Raw genomic sequence first — 16,248 nt, 5'->3', positions numbered from 1 at the left:
TTGCATTGTGCAAAACCGTGTTTTGACTGTGAGTTACCTCTAGTCTGTACAGACGTAGCCAGCAGCCATGGCTTGACCCAAATTCATCCTATCCATAACAAGACGGAGACATGGGATGAGCAAGGCATTGATCTGTGTGGTGACGGGTGCCAGCCGTGGCGTAGGCCGCGGTGTGGCGCTGGCGCTGGGCGCCGCGGGTGGGGTGGTGTATGTGACGGGGCGCAGCGTGAAAGAGGGCGACTCACCCCTGCCTGGCACCGTGGGCCAGACGGCGGCGGATGTGACGGCAGTCGGCGGCACCGGCATTGCCGTGGCCTGTGACCATGGCGACGATGCGCAGGTCGCAGCCCTGTTCGAGCGCGTGCGCCGTGAGCATGGACGGCTGGACATTCTGGTCAACAGCGCGATTGCCATTCCCGATCAGCTGACCGAAGTCGGCCCGTTCTGGAAAAAGCCGCTGACCATGACATCCCTGCTCGACGTGGGCCTGCGCTCCAGCTATGTGGCCTGCCATTACGCCGCAGACTTGCTGATTGCGGCGCGGGGGCTTGTGATCAATATCTCTTCCGCAGGCAGTCGCTGCTATATGCACGGCCCGGCTTATGGCGCAGGCAAGGCCGGTGCGGACAAGATGACTTTTGACATGGCCTACGACTTCAAGCCCGAGGGCGTCAGCGTGGTGGCGCTGTGGCCCGGCCTCGTTAAAACCGAGCGTTCAGAGCGTGTGTGCGCGGCAGAGCCCGATAAATACGGCGACAGCTTTGACACTGCGGAAACCCCGCAATTCATTGGCCGCGTGGTGCTGGCCCTGCATGACGATGCAGACTGTTTGAGCAAACGCTCTGGCGGCGTGTTCTACACCTCAGAGCTGGCCAGCCAGTATGGCGTGCAGGATGTGGATGGTGCCCAGCCCCCATCACCACGCGCCTACTTTGGCGCGCCGCCAGAGTTCAGTGCGGTGGTCGTCGAATAAGCCTGTGTGCTGACAAGACGCAAAAGCAGGACTGGTGTGGCGTCTACACTGCGGCCTTCTTTGTTTCTGCTGTACCTGGTCCGTGTCTGCTACTACTTGCGCCTCCCGCCGCTCCTGTCTGTTTCTCGCTTTCTCGTTTCCTCTGGTGTCGGGCCTTTCGGCCTGCGCCACGACCACCCCTGAACAAAGCCAGGATGCGCTGATTCAGCGCTTTTATCGCTTGATGGCCGCTGGAGACTTCGATGGCTGTATTGCCCTGATCTCGGCGCGCTATATTTCCAAGGAGCAGCTGGCGAGCTTTGACTACAAGCTGCGCCGCATGCTGGCGGGTGCCAAGGGATTGATCGACTCCAAGGGTGGCATGGCCAAGGTGGAGGTGGTGGAGCGGACATTTTCCGCCGATGATCAGGTCACAAAGCTTCGGGTGCTGGTCACGTATGGCAATGGCAGCACCCGTCGCGAGCGCATCAATCTGGTCCAGGAAGACGGTGTCTGGAAAGTGCAGCTGTGATGCGGAGGCGGCAGGGCATGCTCGCCTTGCTGGCGATGCTGGCCTGGAGCAGCCAGAGTCTGGCCGTATCGCTGTTGCCACCGCAGGCCGAGGCCGGCGACCTGCTTTTTCGCCGGGGCACGGAGCAGGTCAGCCATCTGGTGCGGGCCGTGGATGGCGGTGATTTCAGCCATGTGGGCATGCTGATCGGCTCATCCGGACATTGGCAGGTGCTGCATGCCACGCCCTCCGAGCGGCCAGGCCAGCCCGATGCGGTGGTGCTCGATACGCTGGACTTCTTTTTGCAGCCACAACGTACCCAGGCCTACCGGCTCTATCGGGTTGCCGTAGGTCGCGGTGCTCGTCAGCAGGCTCTGGAATGGGCTCTAGCGCAGCAGGGCCAGCCTTTTCAGTTGCAGGGCTCGGAGCAGAGCATTTACTGCACCACCTTGGTCTGGCAGGCCTGGATGCAGGCAGGCGTGAATCTGGAGGTCCTGTTCACACAGCTGGACCTGCCTGTGCTGGGCGGGCGTTATCTGCTGCCCAGCAGCTTGCAGCGCTCGGCGCTGCTGCAGGCTTTGACGCCGCTGCTTCAGGTGCGCTGAGACTTGTCTTCAAACGCCCAGATACTGCTGGCGCACCGCCTTGTCGCTCGCCAGATCGGCCATGCTGGCCTGGTGCACGATCTGCCCTTTTTCCAGCACATAGGCACGGTCAGCCACGACTTCGGCAAACGGCAGGTTTTGCTCGCTGAGCAAGATGCCAATGCCCTGCGCTTTCAGCTCCAGAATCGTGCGGGCCATCTGCTCGACGATCAGTGGGGCCACGCCTTCGGAGGGTTCATCGAGCAGCACCAGATAAGGCTGGCCCATCAGCGTGCGGGCCACGCTCAGCATCTGCTGCTCGCCGCCGCTCATGCGGCCGCCAAGGCGATCCGGCATTTCACCCAGATTGGGGAAAAGCGTGAACAGCTTCTCGGGCGTCCAGTGCGGCACGTCAGCTCCATCAGGCCACTGGCGCTGCTTTTGGCGGCCGACTTCGAGGTTCTCCAGCACCGTCAGTTCGGTAAAAATGCGGCGGTCTTCGGGCACGTAGCCCAAACCGCGCTGGGCAATCTGGTGCGATGCTTTTTTAGCGATCGACTCGCCCATGAAGTCCATCTGCCCCTCGCGTCGCGGCACCAGTGCGGCAATGCTTTTGAGTGTGGTGGATTTGCCCGCGCCGTTGCGGCCCATCAGGGCCACGACTTCGCCACGGCCCACACTCAGGCTCACGCCGTGCAGGATATGGGCGGCACCATACCAGGCGTTGAGGTGCTGAACTTCAAGCAATTTCTGGCTCTGCCCCTTGCCCGTCAATCGCTGGCTGCTATGTATTTGATTCATTTTTGCTTTTCCAGTACGAGGCCTGTACCCAGATAAGCCTGTTGCACACGCTCGTCAGCGCGAATGGCTTGTGGTGTACCTTCCGCCAGCAACTGGCCACGCACCAGCACGGCCACGCGGTCGGCCTGGCCGAACACCACGTCCATGCTGTGCTCGGTAAACAGCACGCCCATCTGCCGCTCCTGCGCGATGCGGCGGGCCAGCTGCATCAGGGCGACGCGCTCGCCCGGGGCCATGCCGGCGGTGGGCTCGTCCATCAGCAGCAACTGGGGCGCATGGGCCAGGGCCATGGCCAGTTCCACCCGCTTCACATCACCGTATGCAAGCGCGCTGCAAGCACGGTCGGCCTGTGCCGTCATACCCACTTGTTCCAGCAGGGCCATCGCCTCAGCGCGGCGGTGGCTGGCGGCGCGGTGCCACCAGCTGAAGATTTTTCGGTCTGCTGACAGCAATGCCATCTGCACATTTTCTGCGACAGTGAGCGAGGTAAACGTCTGCGCAATCTGGAACGTACGACCCACCCCACGGCGCCAGATGGTGCGCGGTGGCAGGCCGGTGATGGGCTGGCCGTTCAGCAGCACCGCGCCGCTGTCAGGCGCAAGTTGCCCGCCCACCATGTTGAACGTGGTGCTCTTGCCCGCGCCGTTGGGGCCGATGAGTGCCAGCAACTCACCGGCTTGCAGGCTGAACGAGACGTTCTGCACGGCTTTCACGCCGCCAAAGGCTTTGCTGATGTTCTGTATTTGCAGCAGGCTCATGGTGCGACCTCTGCTTTGTTTTTAGGAGCTATGCGCGCCCACAGTGCCTGCGCATAACCCGCAATCCCCTGGGGTGCCAGCAGCACCAGAACCAGCATGGTTGCGCCCATCAGCGCGCGCCAGTATTCGGTGTTGCGGGCCACGGTGTCGTGCAGCCAGGTGAAGGCCGCTGCCCCGACCACGGGGCCAGCCAGCGTCTGCACGCCGCCCAGCAGCACCATGACCAGGCTATCCACCGACTTGGTGACGGACATGGAGTCAGGCGCCACGCCGCCCTTGCTGAAGGCGAACAGCGCGCCCGCAAGGCCTGCAAACAGGCCGGAGATGACAAACGCCGTCCACTGCACGCGGCGCACGTCGATGCCAATGGCGTCAGCGCGTAGGGCTGAATCTCGCGTGGCGCGCAGTGCGTAACCCAGCGGTGAGAACAAGATGCGGCGCAGCAGGTACAGACCGATTGCGCACACGCCCAAAGCCAGCCAGTAAAACGCAGCGCCTTGCGATGCCCATTCAGGGGGCCAGACGCCGGTCACGCCATTGCTGCCGCCCGTGAAGTCATCCCACTGAAAGACGATGGCCCAGCTGATCTGGGCAAAGGCCAGTGTCAGCATGGTCAGGTACACGCCTGACAGCCTCACGCAGAACCAGCCGTAGAGCAGGGCTCCGGCAGCGGCCACCAGCGGGCCCAGCAGCAGCGCGGCTTCCATGGGCAGGTTGAGCTGGCGCACCAGCAGTGCCGCGCCATAGGCCCCCAGCCCGAAGTAGGCCGCATGGCCAAACGAGTGCATGCCGCCGGGGCCGAGGATGAAGTGCAAGCTGGCCGCAAACAGTGCGGCGACAAAGATGTCGGTCAGCAGCACGGTGGTGTAGCTGGCTTCGTTGCCAAAGGCCAGCGGCAGCAGCACCAGTGCAGCCAGCAGGGCCAGCCATGCAGCAGATGCGCCACGGCCTGCGGCGCGCAGCGGTTGTTCGGGCTGGCCGCCGCTGCGAGCCAGTGCTTGTGGCTTGCCCAGCAGACCCCAGGGCCGCCAGATCAGCACCACGGCCATGACGAGAAATTCCACCACTAGCGTGAGTTTGGAAAACGAAATTTCCACCCCTGCAATCTCCTGCACACCCAGCCAGATGCACACCGCTTTGAGTTCAGCCACCAGCAGCGCGGCGATGAAGGCACCGGGAATGCTGCCCATGCCGCCCACGACCACAATCACAAAGGCCGCGCCAATGGTGGTCATGTCCATCTCAAGACTGGCAGGCTCGCGCGGCAGTTGCAGCGCGCCAGCAAGGCCTGCCAGCAGCGTGCCCAGCGCAAAAACGGAGGTAAACAACCACGCCTGATTGACGCCTAAAGCGCCCACCATTTCTCGGTCTTGCGTGGCGGCACGCACCAGCGTGCCAAAGCGGGTTTTAGTGAGCAAAAGCGTCAGACCCAGCAATACGCAAGGGCCAACAGCTATCAAAAATAGATCGTAGGTCGGGAACTGGCGGCCCAGAATTTCAACAGAGTCTTCCATGCCCTGCGCACGCGGGCCGAACAACTCTTCAGGCCCCCACAGCCACAGCGATGCATCTTTGATGACCAGCACCAGCGCAAACGTGGCCAGCAGCTGGAACAGCTCGGGCGCTTGATAGATGCGGCGCAGCAACAGCATTTCGGTGAGTGCACCCAGCAGACCGCAGACCAGCGGAGCCAGCAACAGCGCGGGCCAGAAGCCGATATGGGGCGAGAGCACATCCACGCTGCTGTACGCGATGAAGGCGCCCAGCATGTAGAACGAGCCGTGGGCAAAGTTGATGGTGCGGGTGACGCCAAAAATCAGCGACAAGCCCACAGACACCAAAAACAGCGACGATGCGCTGGCCAGACCGTTCAACAACTGGGCCAACAGGCCGGATGCACTCATGCTGCGTAGCTCCTGAAGCTCGACATCGTGATTTCAGAGATGAAAAAAGCCACCTGCGTGATTGCAGGTGGCCCGGTATTTTCGCCCAAGCGTAATCAGTTCGCCGTTGCGGGGCGCAGCTTCTTTACTTCTTCATCGCTGGGCTGGTAGTTTTTGCCGTCGGCATAACGGTAGCTGACCAGTACACCGCGCTTGAGCTTCTCGTCATAGGCAGTCTTGCCGACATAAGCTCCCATGGTGGATTGGTTGTCTTGCGCACGATAGGTGATAGGGCCGAAGGGGGTGGAGACTTCCAGCCCCTTGAAGGCGGCAATCAGCTTTTCGGTATCGGCATCGCCGCCGGTCTTGCGCAGGCCTGCCGCAATCGACTGGATGGCGTTGTAGCCCACGATGGTGCCCAGACGCGGGTAGTCCTTGTACTTGGCCTGATAGGCCTTCAGAAACGCGGCGTGCTCGGGCGTCTTGATGGAGTACCAGGGGTAGCCAGTCACGGTCCAGCCTAGTGGTGCTTCTTTCTTGAGTGGGTCCAGATATTCGGGCTCTGCCGTCAGCAGGCCCACCACCTCGCGGCCTTTGAACAGGCCGCGGGTATTGCCCTCACGCACAAACTTGCCCAGATCGGTGGCAAACAGCACGTTGAAGATGGCGTCTGGCTTGGAGTCAGCCAAAGCTTGAACGACAGAACCCGCATCAATCTTGCCCAGCGCAGGGGCTTGCTCGGCCACAAACTCGATATCTGGCTGCTTGGCCTTCATCAGTGTCTTGAAGGTGGCGATGGCGGATTGGCCGTATTCGTAGTTGGGGTAGACGATGGCCCAGCGCTTTTTCTTGAGCTTGAGCGCTTCCTCCACCAGCATGGCGGTCTGCATATAGGTGGAGCCGCGCAGACGGTAGGTGTAGTGATTGCCGTCGGCCCAGACGATTTTGTCCGTCAGCGGCTCGGAAGCAAGGAAGAAGCGCTTCTTCTGCTTGGCGTAATCCGTCAGCGCCAGACCCACGTGGGAGAGAAAGCTGCCAGTCAGCACATCAATCTTCTCGCGGGCGTACAGCTCCTCGGCGGCACGCACGGCATCGCCGGGGGTGGCGTTGTCATCACGCACGATCAGCTGCAGCTTTTTGCCGCCCACACCGCCTGCGGCGTTGACCTGCTCCACGGCCAGCTCCATGCCTTTTTTGTAGGGCTCCAGGAACGCGGGCTGGGCCTTGTAGCTGTTGATTTCCCCGATCTTGATGACCCCCTGGGCCCACACGGGCGCGGCGGCCAATGCCAGAGCGGGTGCCACTGCGCTAAAACGCAAAGTCATAAGAAACCGCATCGTCATTCTCCTTATCACTAATCAGTATCAAGACATTGAAGCGCAATGTACCTGTTTGCTGCCATTTATCCGACAATATAGGTCTTGTCCCGCTTGGCAATCGGCAGCCGCAGCTGTTAGGCAGTTCACTCTGCAAGCAGCGTTCGCCACCGCATGTCTTCATGGCATATCTGCCGGGCATCCCAGCAACAGCGGGCATTGTTTGTCCCGAATTCATATTTTTGTGTAGACGACCATGAGTGCTTTTCTCGAAGAACGCGTGCTGTCGGTTCACCACTGGACCGACCGTCTTTTCTCCTTCACGACAACCCGCGACACGTCGCTGCGCTTCTCCAACGGCCACTTCACCATGATTGGTCTGAAGGTCGATGGCAAAAACCTGCTGCGTGCTTACTCCATTGCCAGCCCTAACTACGAAGAGCATCTGGAGTTCCTGTCGATCAAGGTGCCTGAAGGCCCCCTGACCTCCAAGCTGCAAAACATCCAGGTAGGCGACACCGTCATCGTGGGTAAAAAGCCCACAGGCACGCTGCTGATCGACTATCTGCTGCCCGGCAAGAACCTGTACCTGATTGGCACCGGCACTGGCCTGGCACCCTGGCTGGCCGTGGCCCGCGACCCCGAGACTTACGAGCGTTTTGACAACGTGGTCGTGGTACACGGCGTGCGTCAGGTCGAAGAGTTGGCCTACCAGGAGCTGTTTGAGAAGGAACTGCCTGAGCACGAGTTCCTGGGCGAAATCGTCAAGGGCAAGCTGCACTACTACCCTACGGTGACGCGCGAGCCTTTCCGTAACCAAGGCCGTATCTCCACGCAGATCAACAACGGCACCTTCCCGCAAAACCTGGGCCTGCCTGATCTGAACCCTGAGACCGATCGCGTCATGCTGTGCGGCAGCCCCGCCATGCTGTCCGAACTCAAGGAGCTGCTGGAGCACCGCGGCTTCAAGGAAGGCAACACCACTACGCCCGGCGACTTTGTTGTTGAACGCGCGTTTGTGGAAAAGTAAGCTCTGCTTTCCCCAAGCAAAAGGCCTGCATCTGCAGGCCTTTTTTGTTGGTGAGTGAAATTGCATAAATTGATAGCGCATGCCGCAATCTACATAAGCGCTGGAGGCCAATTTATATATTTTCCCCGGCGTTGTCCGGCAGATTGCTCACGTCCATGAGCTGGGCCTGCCCTGACCTGCGCCGTGGTGCGAACGGCATGCTGATCTTCACACTGGCCTTGCTGCAGGCCTTGGCCGTGGCAGCTGCAAACAGCAAGATGGCAGAGGTGAAGTAAAACCACATCAGCACCACCACCAGCGAGCCTGCTGCGCCATAGGCCGAGACCACGGCGGCGGTGGACAGATACCAGGCCAGCGCCTGCTTGCCTATGGTGAACAGGGCCGCGCCCATCAGCGAGCCCAGCAGCAGGTACCGGGTGCTGGGCTTGATGCCCCGGCCCATGCGCATCAGCCCCCAGAACAGCAGAGCGGAAATGCCAAAGGAAAGGCTCTCGTTGATCAGCCCCATTACCGGGCCCAGTGGGATGAACTGCAGCTCATCGCTGGCCCATTTGGTGACCATTTGAATGGCAGTGGACAGCACCATGGACACCAGCAGCAAAAAGCCCAGCCCCACCACATAGCTCAGCCCCCACAGGCGCGAGATGGCCATGCCCCACCATGGCCGGTTATCTTGCGGACGGGGTTCTTCGCCCATGGACCAGAGCTTGTCCAGCGAGGCCTGCAGTTCCACAAACACACCGGTTGCGCCCGAGAGCATCGTCACCAGTCCCAGTATGGATGCGAGCGAGCCCTGATGGGCATTCTGGGCGCTGGTCAGTGCGCTCTTGACGACCTGTGCCGCGCGCTCCCCGACCACTCCCTGTATCTGGCTGATCAACGTGCTTTCCACGTAGCTGCGGTCCAGCCACCAGCCCAGCAGGCCCACCACGGCCAGTAGCAGGGGGGCCAGGCTGAGCATGCCGTAGAACGACATGGCTGCGCTCATGCGCAGACCATCGGCCTGCAGCCAGAGCTGCACGGAATCGATCAGCGGCTGCAGCGCGTGGGTCAGTCGCTGCAGTCGGTGTTTCCAGCCGGAGGTTTCATAAGCCATGGGATGAATTCTGGGTGTCGAGAGTGAGGGCTTGTGTCAGCCTATGTCTGCTGGGGCGCAATGGTTGCAATTATTTTTGCATTTCGTGTTTTCAATGCAATGAAATTGACATGGCAAGTGGTTGGTGCAGTTTTAGAGCGTAGCTCCTTTTCTTATTGAGAGTAGTGCTCACATTTTTGAAATAGAAAAAGTCACATCCAGTTTTTCGCTGAAAACGCATCGGTGTTTACGCTAGTCGCCTACGCTGGCGCACTGCCGCGTGATGTAGTTCAATCCGGGCCTGCATCAATCAAATTGCAACCCAATAGCTACAAAAAAGTCCGCCAGCAATGGTCGAGGCGATGAGACACACCTCCATGCACACCACATTCACCCAAGCCTCCCCAGCGGATCGCGTGCTCTGCCCTGCGCTGCGTGAACGTATCATGACCGCCGATGAAGCGGCTAGCCTGATCGAATCTGGCATGACACTGGGCATGAGCGGCTTCACCCCCGCGGGTGCCCCCAAGTCCGTGCCCCAGGCGCTGGCGCGACGCATTGAAGCGCAGAACGCCAACGGCGGCAACTTTCGCATCAGCCTGTGGACGGGGGCATCCACCTCGCCTGAGCTCGATGGAGCGCTGGCCAAGGTGCACGGCATTGAGCGCCGCCTGCCCTACCAGTCCGACCCTACGGTGCGCAAAGAAATCAATGACGGGCGCATGCAATACGTGGACATTCATCTGTCGCACGTGGCGCAGTACGTGTGGTTTGGCTTCCTCGGTCACCTTGATGTGGCGGTGATTGAGGTCGCTGGAATCTTGCCCGATGGCCGCCTGATTCCATCCACCTCGGTGGGCAATAACAAGACCTGGCTGGAGCAGGCCGACAAGATCATTCTGGAAGTCAACAGCGCCCAGCCCGCCGAGCTGGAAGGCATGCACGACATCTACTACGGCGCTGCCGTTCCGCCCAAGCGCAAGCCCATCCCCATGGAACACCCGTTTGACCGCATTGGCGACCCGTATCTGCACTGCGATTTGAGCAAAGTGATTGCCGTGGTGCCTACGCAGCAGCGCGACAAGCTGGCAGCCTTTACGGCGCCCGATGTGGATTCACAGCGCATTGTCGAAAACATCATCGATTTTCTGCAGAACGAGGTGAAGGTGGGCCGCTTGCCGCCTGAACTGCTGCCGCTGCAGTCCGGCGTGGGCAATATCGCCAACGCCGTGCTGGCTGGCCTGAACAAGGGCCCGTTCGACCACCTGAACGCCTATACCGAAGTGCTGCAAGACGGCATGCTGGACATGCTGGAATCCGGCAAGCTCGATACCGCATCCACCACCTCTCTGGCGCTCAGTCCCGAGGCCATGGAGAGGTTTCTGGCCAATATCGAGTTCTACCGTCAGCGCATCATGCTGCGCCCGCAGGAGATATCGAACCACCCCGAGCTGATCCGCCGCATGGGCTTGATCTCCATGAACGCGCTGATCGAAGCTGATATGTATGGCAACGTGAACAGCACGCATGTCATGGGCTCGTCCATCATGAACGGCATTGGCGGCAGCGGCGACTTTGCACGCAACGCTTATCTGTCCATCTTTATGACGCCATCGACGGCCAAGGACGGCAAGATCAGCTGCATCGTACCCATGGTGTCCCACGTCGATCACACCGAGCACGATGTGCAGATTGTGGTGACCGAGCAAGGTCTGGCCGACTTGCGCGGTCTGGCCCCTGTGCAGCGTGCGCGCCTCATCATCGAAAAATGCGTGCACCCCAGCTACAAGGATGCGATGACGGACTACCTGGAGCGCGCTCTTTGCGATGCGCCAGGAAAGCACACGCCACATCTGCTGGGCGAGGCCTATGCCTGGCATCAGCGCTACCTGCAGACGGGCTCCATGCAAGCATGATCGCAGACCGAAGTTCCAAATAGAAAACGCTGCCTAGGCAGCGTTTTTTTATGTTTCTGGCCTGTAGCCAAGACAGGGATTGCATGGCGCGCTACAGATTCAGAAGCGTGATGCGTTGGGCTGCTTCAGGTCACCGGCGCGGGGTTGAACAGCACCAGGGCGTTGTGCAACTTCCACTGCTCTGCCCAAGTCTTCTTTCTGCCGCTGGCCACGTCCAGCATCAGCCTGAACATTTCCCAGCCTATCTCTTCGATGGTGGCTTGGCCGTCGGCAATGCGCCCGGCATTCACATCCATCAGGTCATGCCAGCGGCGCGCCAGATCGCTGCGCGTGGCGACCTTGATCACCGGAACCTGAGCCAGGCCGTAAGGTGTACCTCGGCCCGTGGTGAAGACATGTAGATTCATCCCGGCCGCCAGTTGCAGCGTGCCGCAGATAAAGTCGCTAGCAGGTGTGGCCGCATAGACCAGACCGCTTGCGATGCAGCGATCCGACAGCCTTTGGCCCGGCGACAACACGCCCGTGATGGGGGCGGTGCCGCTCTTGATGATGGAGCCCATGGCCTTTTCGACGATGTTGGAGAGGCCGCCTTTCTTATTGCCCGGCGTGGTGTTGGCGCTGCGGTCCACCTTGCCCTTGTCGAGATAGGCGTCATACCAGGCCATCTCTTCGATCATGGCCTCGGCCACTTCGGGGCTAGATGCGCGCGAGGTCAGTTGGTCAATGCCATCGCGCACCTCGGTCACCTCGCTGAACATCACGGTGGCACCAGCACGCACCAGCAAGTCGGTGCAAAAACCCACGGCCGGGTTGGCCGTGACGCCGCTGAAGGCATCGCTGCCGCCGCATTGCACACCCACGACCAGTGTGCTGGCAGGCACGGTCTCGCGCTGGCGCGCATTGAGCCGCTCCAGATGGGCCTTGGCACGTTCCATGATGGAGTCGATCATGGACATAAAGCCCACGTGGGCCTCGTCCTGCAGGCAGACGACATCCAGCTCTGGTTCGCGTTCATCGACGATGGGAAAACTGCCCGGCGGCAGCAGGCGTTCTGGCTGCAGCTTCTCGCAACCCAGGCTGACCACCATCACCTCGCCGCCAAAATTCGGGTTGTGGCTGATGTTGCGCAGCGTGCGCTGCGGAATCTCGGCACCCACGGCGTCGATGGCCACGCCGCAGCCGTAGCTGTGCTCCAGTCCGACCACGTCATCGACGTTCGGATAGCGCGGCAGCAACTCGGCCTTGATGCGGCTCACAGCAAAGTCAAGCACACCGGCCACGCATTGCACCGTGGTGGTAATGGCCAGGATGTTGCGCGTCCCCACCGTGCCGTTGGCATTGCGGTAGCCCTCGAAGGTATAGCCCTCAAGCGGCAACAAGTCGGGCGGCTTGACCGTGGCAATGGGCAGGCCTTCCAGCGAGCGCGCCTCAGGCATCTGCAGCAAGCGCTCGTGCACCCAGCTGCCGGCCGGAATGGGCTTGAGTGCATAGCCTATGACCACGTTGTAGCGGCGTATCGCACCGCCCTCGGGAATGTCCACCAGCGCCACCTTGTGGGCCTGCGGAACCTTGTCGAGCAGCTCCAGGCCACTGGGCAGCACGGTGCCGGCAGGCAGGCCGCCGTCATTGGCGATGATGGCCACGTTGTCGGCAGGGTGCATGCTGATGGAAAGTGGGGCAGGGGTACTCATGGCAATCTCGTCTCGGTTTTCTATTTCGCTGCCCGCCTGGTGCGCTCCATGCAACCGGCGCGGCCCAACACAGGGACGCCGAGCAAGAGCCGCCTCGGGGCGAGGGCGTCGTCCCCCTACCTCGCGCAGCGAGCAAAGAGGGGGAAGCGGCGCAAGCCGCTCAGGGGGTGTCACTCTGCTTTTATTCCGGCTGCCTTGATCACCTTGGCCCACTTGGCCACTTCGGCCTTCTGGTAGTCGGCCAGCTCAGCTGGCGTCATGCTGGAAGGCAGCATGCCGAAGTTCTTGAGGCGGGCCTGGACTTCGGGGGTGGCGACGATCTTCATGATCTCGGCATGCAGGCGATCCACGACGGGCTTGGGCGTTCCTGCCGGTGCGAACACGGCTTGCCAGGAGCTCATGTCGAAACCTTTTTCGCCGGCCTCGGCAATGGTGGGCACATCGGGCAATGATTCCAGGCGCTTGGAACTGCTCACGGCGATGGGGCGCAGCTTGCCGGACTGGATATGCGGACCGACCACCAGCGCGGTGTCGAACATCATGTCCACCTGTCCGCCGATTACGTCCTGAACGGCCGGGCCGCTGCCCTTGTAGGGCACATGCGTGAACTTGACACCAGTCTGGTAGGCCAGCAGCTCCAGTGCCATGTGGTTGGAGGTACCGCTGCCGGGCGAGGCCGAAGACAAACCGCCCGCGCTCGCCTTGGCCTTGCTGGCGGCCAGTACGTCGGCCAGCGTCTTGTAGGGGCTGGAAGCCGGCACCACGAGGACCAGCGGGCCCGAACCCAGCATGGCCACTGGCGTGAATGACTTGACGGGGTCGTAGTCCAGCTTGGAATACAAGCTCACATTGATGGCATGCGAGCTGATGGTGCCGCCGAGAATGGTGTAGCCGTCGGCTGGTGCGCGCGCGGCCAGGGCCGAGCCCACGCTGCCTCCGGCTCCGCCCTTGTTTTCTATGACCACCGAGGTGCCTAGCGCTTTGCCCAGAGACTGGGAAATCACGCGCGCCAGGGTGTCGGTATTGCCGCCGGGCGGAAAGGGCACCATGTAAATGATGGGCTTGCCCGTAGGCCAGTTGCCCTGAGCCAGGGCGGGCGTGGCAACAAGTGGTGCGCCGAGCAGCAGGGTGCTGGCGGCGAGAGTGCGTTGGATCAGTGTGCGGCGTTGCATGGTGGTTGTCTCCGGTTGGTCGAAAGCGTCTTCTTGCGCTGTGGATGAGGGGCTTAGAAACGGGGCTGCTTGCCCGTGAAGGACGGGTCGTATTTGCGCATCTGCCCCAGGTCATCGCGGTTGCGGATACCGCAGTGCAGATAGTTGTCGTGCAGGCGGGCTAGGGCTTCGCGGTCCAGCGTCACGCCCAGGCCCGGCGTGGTGGGCACGCGCAGGCTGCCTTGCTCGAATTGCAGGCGGCCGCCTTCGACTACCTCTTCGTCCTGCCAGGGGTAGTGGGTGTCGCAGGCATAGGTCAGCAGGGGCACGCTGGCGCACAAATGCGTCATGGCCACGAGGCTCACGCCTAGATGGGAGTTGCTATGCATGGACAGGCCCAGATCGAAGGTGCGGCACAAGGTGGACAGGCGCTGCGTGGCGCGCAGCCCGCCCCAGTAATGGTGGTCGCTGAGCACGATCTTCACGGGGCAGCCCATGTCGGCATTGCGGCGGAATTCGGCAAAGTCCGTCACCACCATATTGGTGGCCAGCGGCACCTCGCACTCGCGCGCCACGGCTGCCATGCCGTCTAGGCCGGGGGCCGGGTCTTCGTAATATTCGAGCACGCCGCGCAGTTTCTGCACGATCTTCAGGCTGGTCTCCACGGTCCAGTTTCCGTTGGGGTCGATACGCAGCGGCAGGCCCGGGAAAGCCTCGGCCAGTGCCAAGATGCCTGCGGCCTCTTGCTCGGGCGGCAGCGTGCCGGCCTTGAGCTTGATGCTCTGAAAACCATACTGGTCGATCATGCGCCGGGCCTGAGCCACCAGTTGCTGCGGCTGCAGCGCTTCGCCCCAGGCGTCGGGGGCGTAAGGCTGGTCCACATGCTCGGCGTACTTGTAGAACAGATAGGCCGAGAACGGCACGCGATCGCGTGCTGCGCCACCCAGCAGATCGACGATGGGGGCCTGGGCCATCTGGCCTTGCAGGTCCAGCATGGCGACCTCGAAGGCGCTGACTACCTTGGCCACGGTCTTGGACACATGGGTGCCCGGTGCCAGCGACACCTGCTGGCCCAGGAATTCCGAGGCCGTCAGCCTGGGCGGAGTGACCAGTGCGGCGACGCGCACTTCCATTTCGTTGAGCGCCCAGGGTGACAGGCCGACCAGGGCCGGGGCCACCTTGGCCAGAGCCTCCAGCATGGGCAGATCGCCATAGCTTTCGTTGATGCCGACCAGCCCCGATGCCGTTTCGATCTCGATGATGGAGCGCAGCGCCCAGGGCTCGTGAATGCCGGCCGCATTGAGCAGCGGCGGATCACGGAAGGCAATGGGCGTGATGCGGATATGGCGAATCTGGTGTGAAGTGCTCATCTTGAGATGGACTGAGGTGGTGGTCAGGTCAGAGGCGGACTGGGTGCTGCCGGGGAGCTGGAATAAGCGGTCTTTGTGGTATGTTGTCGTACAACTAAAAACTATTATCATCAGACCCATGAGCACCCAGACATCGGAATTACCCCAATCTGCCGCTTCCATACTGGTGACAGATGGGTATGCGTTGCGTAGCAAGACCAGTCGCGGCAGCCGCAGCCTGGCGAATCTGCTGGCTGAAGAGTTCGAACACAAGATTCGGCAGGGCTTGCTCAATGAGGGCGAGAAGCTGCCCACCGAGTCCGAACTGGTGCGCAACTACGACGTCAGTCGCACCGTGGTGCGTGAGGCCTTGTCCAAACTGCAGGCCGGCGGCTTGGTTGAAACTCGCCATGGCATCGGTACTTTTGTGCTGCCGGCTCCGGCGCGCCAGAGCCCCATGCTGAGCGCCCATGAGCTGAGTGAATCTGTGGATGTGCTGGCCGTGCTGGAGCTGCGCATCAGCCTGGAAACCGAGGCTGCAGGCTTGGCCGCCCAGCGGCGCAGCGAAGCCCATCTGCGGGTCATGAGCGAGGCCCTGCAAGCGTTTGAGCAGCATTTTGCGCAGGGCCATGACACCGTCAGCCATGATCTGGCTTTTCACCTCAGCATCGCGCAGGCCACGGGCAACCGGTATTTTCAGGACATCCTTCAGCACTTTGGCACGCTGCTGATTCCGCGTAACCGCATTGCCTCCATGGACACACCGGCCCGCGACCCGGACTACCTGCTTCGGGTGAACCGCGAGCATGAAGAGATCTATGCGGCCATCGCCCGCCAGGATGCCGATTCGGCCCGCGCAGCCATGCGCATCCACCTGACCAATTCGCGCGAACGCCTGCGTCTGGCCCAGCGCCTGAGCCAGTCCCGCGAATAGGGCCTGCATGGCCTGCCCTGAGTACAACGGGCGTTGAGGCACCGTCTGCTCAGCGCAGCGATCCATGTGCGGGCCAACTGCCTCTTCTTCATGTGCCTGCAGGCTTGTGACCCGAGTTGCAGCGGCTGGGTTCAAGCTTTCTATATCTATTTAGATAGCGCTCAGCGCTTTATTGATAAGCGGTTCAGCGGTATTTGATGTGATTTTGAGTCGTGTTTCTTCACACTCAAAGTGCATGATTTCTCGTTTACCCCTAGTAAAAATGCCTTGGAAGTGCAAAAACTCTAGTTGTATGAT

Annotated in this window: 14 protein-coding genes; 6 read left to right on the top strand and 8 right to left on the bottom strand. The window is 61.3% G+C overall.

Annotation, left to right across the window (positions count from 1 at the left end; translation table 11 throughout):
* Nucleotides 1-115 precede the first annotated feature (115 nt).
* From RSF91_RS07115 to RSF91_RS07105, 3 genes are all read left to right on the top strand, one after another.
* A complete protein-coding gene (locus RSF91_RS07115; protein WP_332567753.1) occupies nt 116-973 on the top strand; it encodes an SDR family NAD(P)-dependent oxidoreductase in 858 nt (285 codons plus the stop codon).
* Between the two features lie 82 nt (nt 974-1,055).
* On the top strand, nt 1,056-1,484 hold the full coding sequence (locus RSF91_RS07110; protein WP_332567752.1) for a DUF4878 domain-containing protein: 429 nt from the start codon (nt 1,056-1,058) through the stop codon (nt 1,482-1,484).
* A 17-nt stretch (nt 1,485-1,501) separates the two neighbouring features.
* Nucleotides 1,502-2,068 (top strand): YiiX/YebB-like N1pC/P60 family cysteine hydrolase, encoded by a 567-nt coding sequence (locus tag RSF91_RS07105; RefSeq protein ID WP_332567751.1) that lies wholly within the window; start codon nt 1,502-1,504, stop codon nt 2,066-2,068.
* Between the two features lie 9 nt (nt 2,069-2,077).
* Here the strand turns inward: RSF91_RS07105 and RSF91_RS07100 are convergent, their stop codons facing one another.
* The 4 genes from RSF91_RS07100 to RSF91_RS07085 all read right to left on the bottom strand — a co-directional run bounded on the left by RSF91_RS07100 (nt 2,078) and on the right by RSF91_RS07085 (nt 6,814).
* Nucleotides 2,078-2,848 carry an ABC transporter ATP-binding protein gene (locus RSF91_RS07100; protein ID WP_332567750.1) on the bottom strand — a complete coding sequence of 257 codons (771 nt, stop codon included), beginning with the start codon at nt 2,846-2,848 and terminating at the stop codon, nt 2,078-2,080.
* Complete coding sequence (locus RSF91_RS07095; protein ID WP_332567749.1) at nt 2,845-3,606, bottom strand: ABC transporter ATP-binding protein; 762 nt, start codon at nt 3,604-3,606, stop codon at nt 2,845-2,847. Before RSF91_RS07095 ends, RSF91_RS07100 begins: the two co-directional genes overlap by 4 nt.
* The gene (locus RSF91_RS07090; RefSeq protein ID WP_332567748.1) at nt 3,603-5,510 is read right to left on the bottom strand and encodes an ABC transporter permease; all 1,908 of its coding nucleotides are present in this window, start codon (nt 5,508-5,510) and stop codon (nt 3,603-3,605) included. The genes RSF91_RS07095 and RSF91_RS07090 overlap by 4 nt, the downstream gene beginning before the upstream one ends.
* 95 nt (nt 5,511-5,605) lie before the next feature.
* The gene (locus tag RSF91_RS07085; RefSeq protein WP_332567810.1) at nt 5,606-6,814 is read right to left on the bottom strand and encodes an ABC transporter substrate-binding protein; all 1,209 of its coding nucleotides are present in this window, start codon (nt 6,812-6,814) and stop codon (nt 5,606-5,608) included.
* 247 nt (nt 6,815-7,061) lie between these two features.
* Between RSF91_RS07085 and RSF91_RS07080 the strand changes: the two genes are divergently transcribed.
* On the top strand, nt 7,062-7,835 hold the full coding sequence (locus RSF91_RS07080) for a ferredoxin--NADP reductase (protein ID WP_332567747.1): 774 nt from the start codon (nt 7,062-7,064) through the stop codon (nt 7,833-7,835).
* 112 nt (nt 7,836-7,947) lie between these two features.
* Here the strand turns inward: RSF91_RS07080 and RSF91_RS07075 are convergent, their stop codons facing one another.
* Entirely contained in the window at nt 7,948-8,931 is a 984-nt protein-coding gene (locus RSF91_RS07075; RefSeq protein ID WP_332567746.1) for a YihY/virulence factor BrkB family protein, read from the bottom strand.
* Nucleotides 8,932-9,287: 356 nt separating this feature from the next.
* Here RSF91_RS07075 and RSF91_RS07070 point away from each other — a divergent pair, with 356 nt between their 5' ends.
* Nucleotides 9,288-10,826 carry an acetyl-CoA hydrolase/transferase family protein gene (locus RSF91_RS07070; RefSeq protein WP_332567745.1) on the top strand — a complete coding sequence of 513 codons (1,539 nt, stop codon included), beginning with the start codon at nt 9,288-9,290 and terminating at the stop codon, nt 10,824-10,826.
* A 125-nt stretch (nt 10,827-10,951) separates the two neighbouring features.
* Here the strand turns inward: RSF91_RS07070 and garD are convergent, their stop codons facing one another.
* The 3 genes from garD to RSF91_RS07055 form a co-directional block, all read right to left on the bottom strand.
* Nucleotides 10,952-12,517 (bottom strand): galactarate dehydratase, encoded by a 1,566-nt coding sequence (gene garD / locus RSF91_RS07065; RefSeq protein ID WP_332567744.1) that lies wholly within the window; start codon nt 12,515-12,517, stop codon nt 10,952-10,954.
* 170 nt (nt 12,518-12,687) lie between these two features.
* A complete protein-coding gene (locus tag RSF91_RS07060) occupies nt 12,688-13,689 on the bottom strand; it encodes a Bug family tripartite tricarboxylate transporter substrate binding protein (protein ID WP_332567743.1) in 1,002 nt (333 codons plus the stop codon).
* A 53-nt stretch (nt 13,690-13,742) separates the two neighbouring features.
* Nucleotides 13,743-15,038, bottom strand: coding sequence for a glucarate dehydratase family protein (locus RSF91_RS07055; RefSeq protein ID WP_332567742.1), 1,296 nt, complete (start codon nt 15,036-15,038; stop codon nt 13,743-13,745).
* A gap of 118 nt (nt 15,039-15,156) precedes the next feature.
* On the opposite strand from RSF91_RS07055, the gene RSF91_RS07050 reads away from it, so the two are divergent.
* The gene (locus RSF91_RS07050; protein ID WP_442878815.1) at nt 15,157-15,951 is read left to right on the top strand and encodes a FadR/GntR family transcriptional regulator; all 795 of its coding nucleotides are present in this window, start codon (nt 15,157-15,159) and stop codon (nt 15,949-15,951) included.
* The last annotated feature ends 297 nt before the right edge of the window (nt 15,952-16,248 follow it).

Source organism: Comamonas sp., from assembly GCF_036643215.1.
Classification (GTDB): Bacteria; Pseudomonadota; Gammaproteobacteria; order Burkholderiales; family Burkholderiaceae_C; genus Comamonas.
Note: the sequence above shows the minus strand (reverse complement) of the source record. Positions and strands in the feature narration are given on the sequence as shown.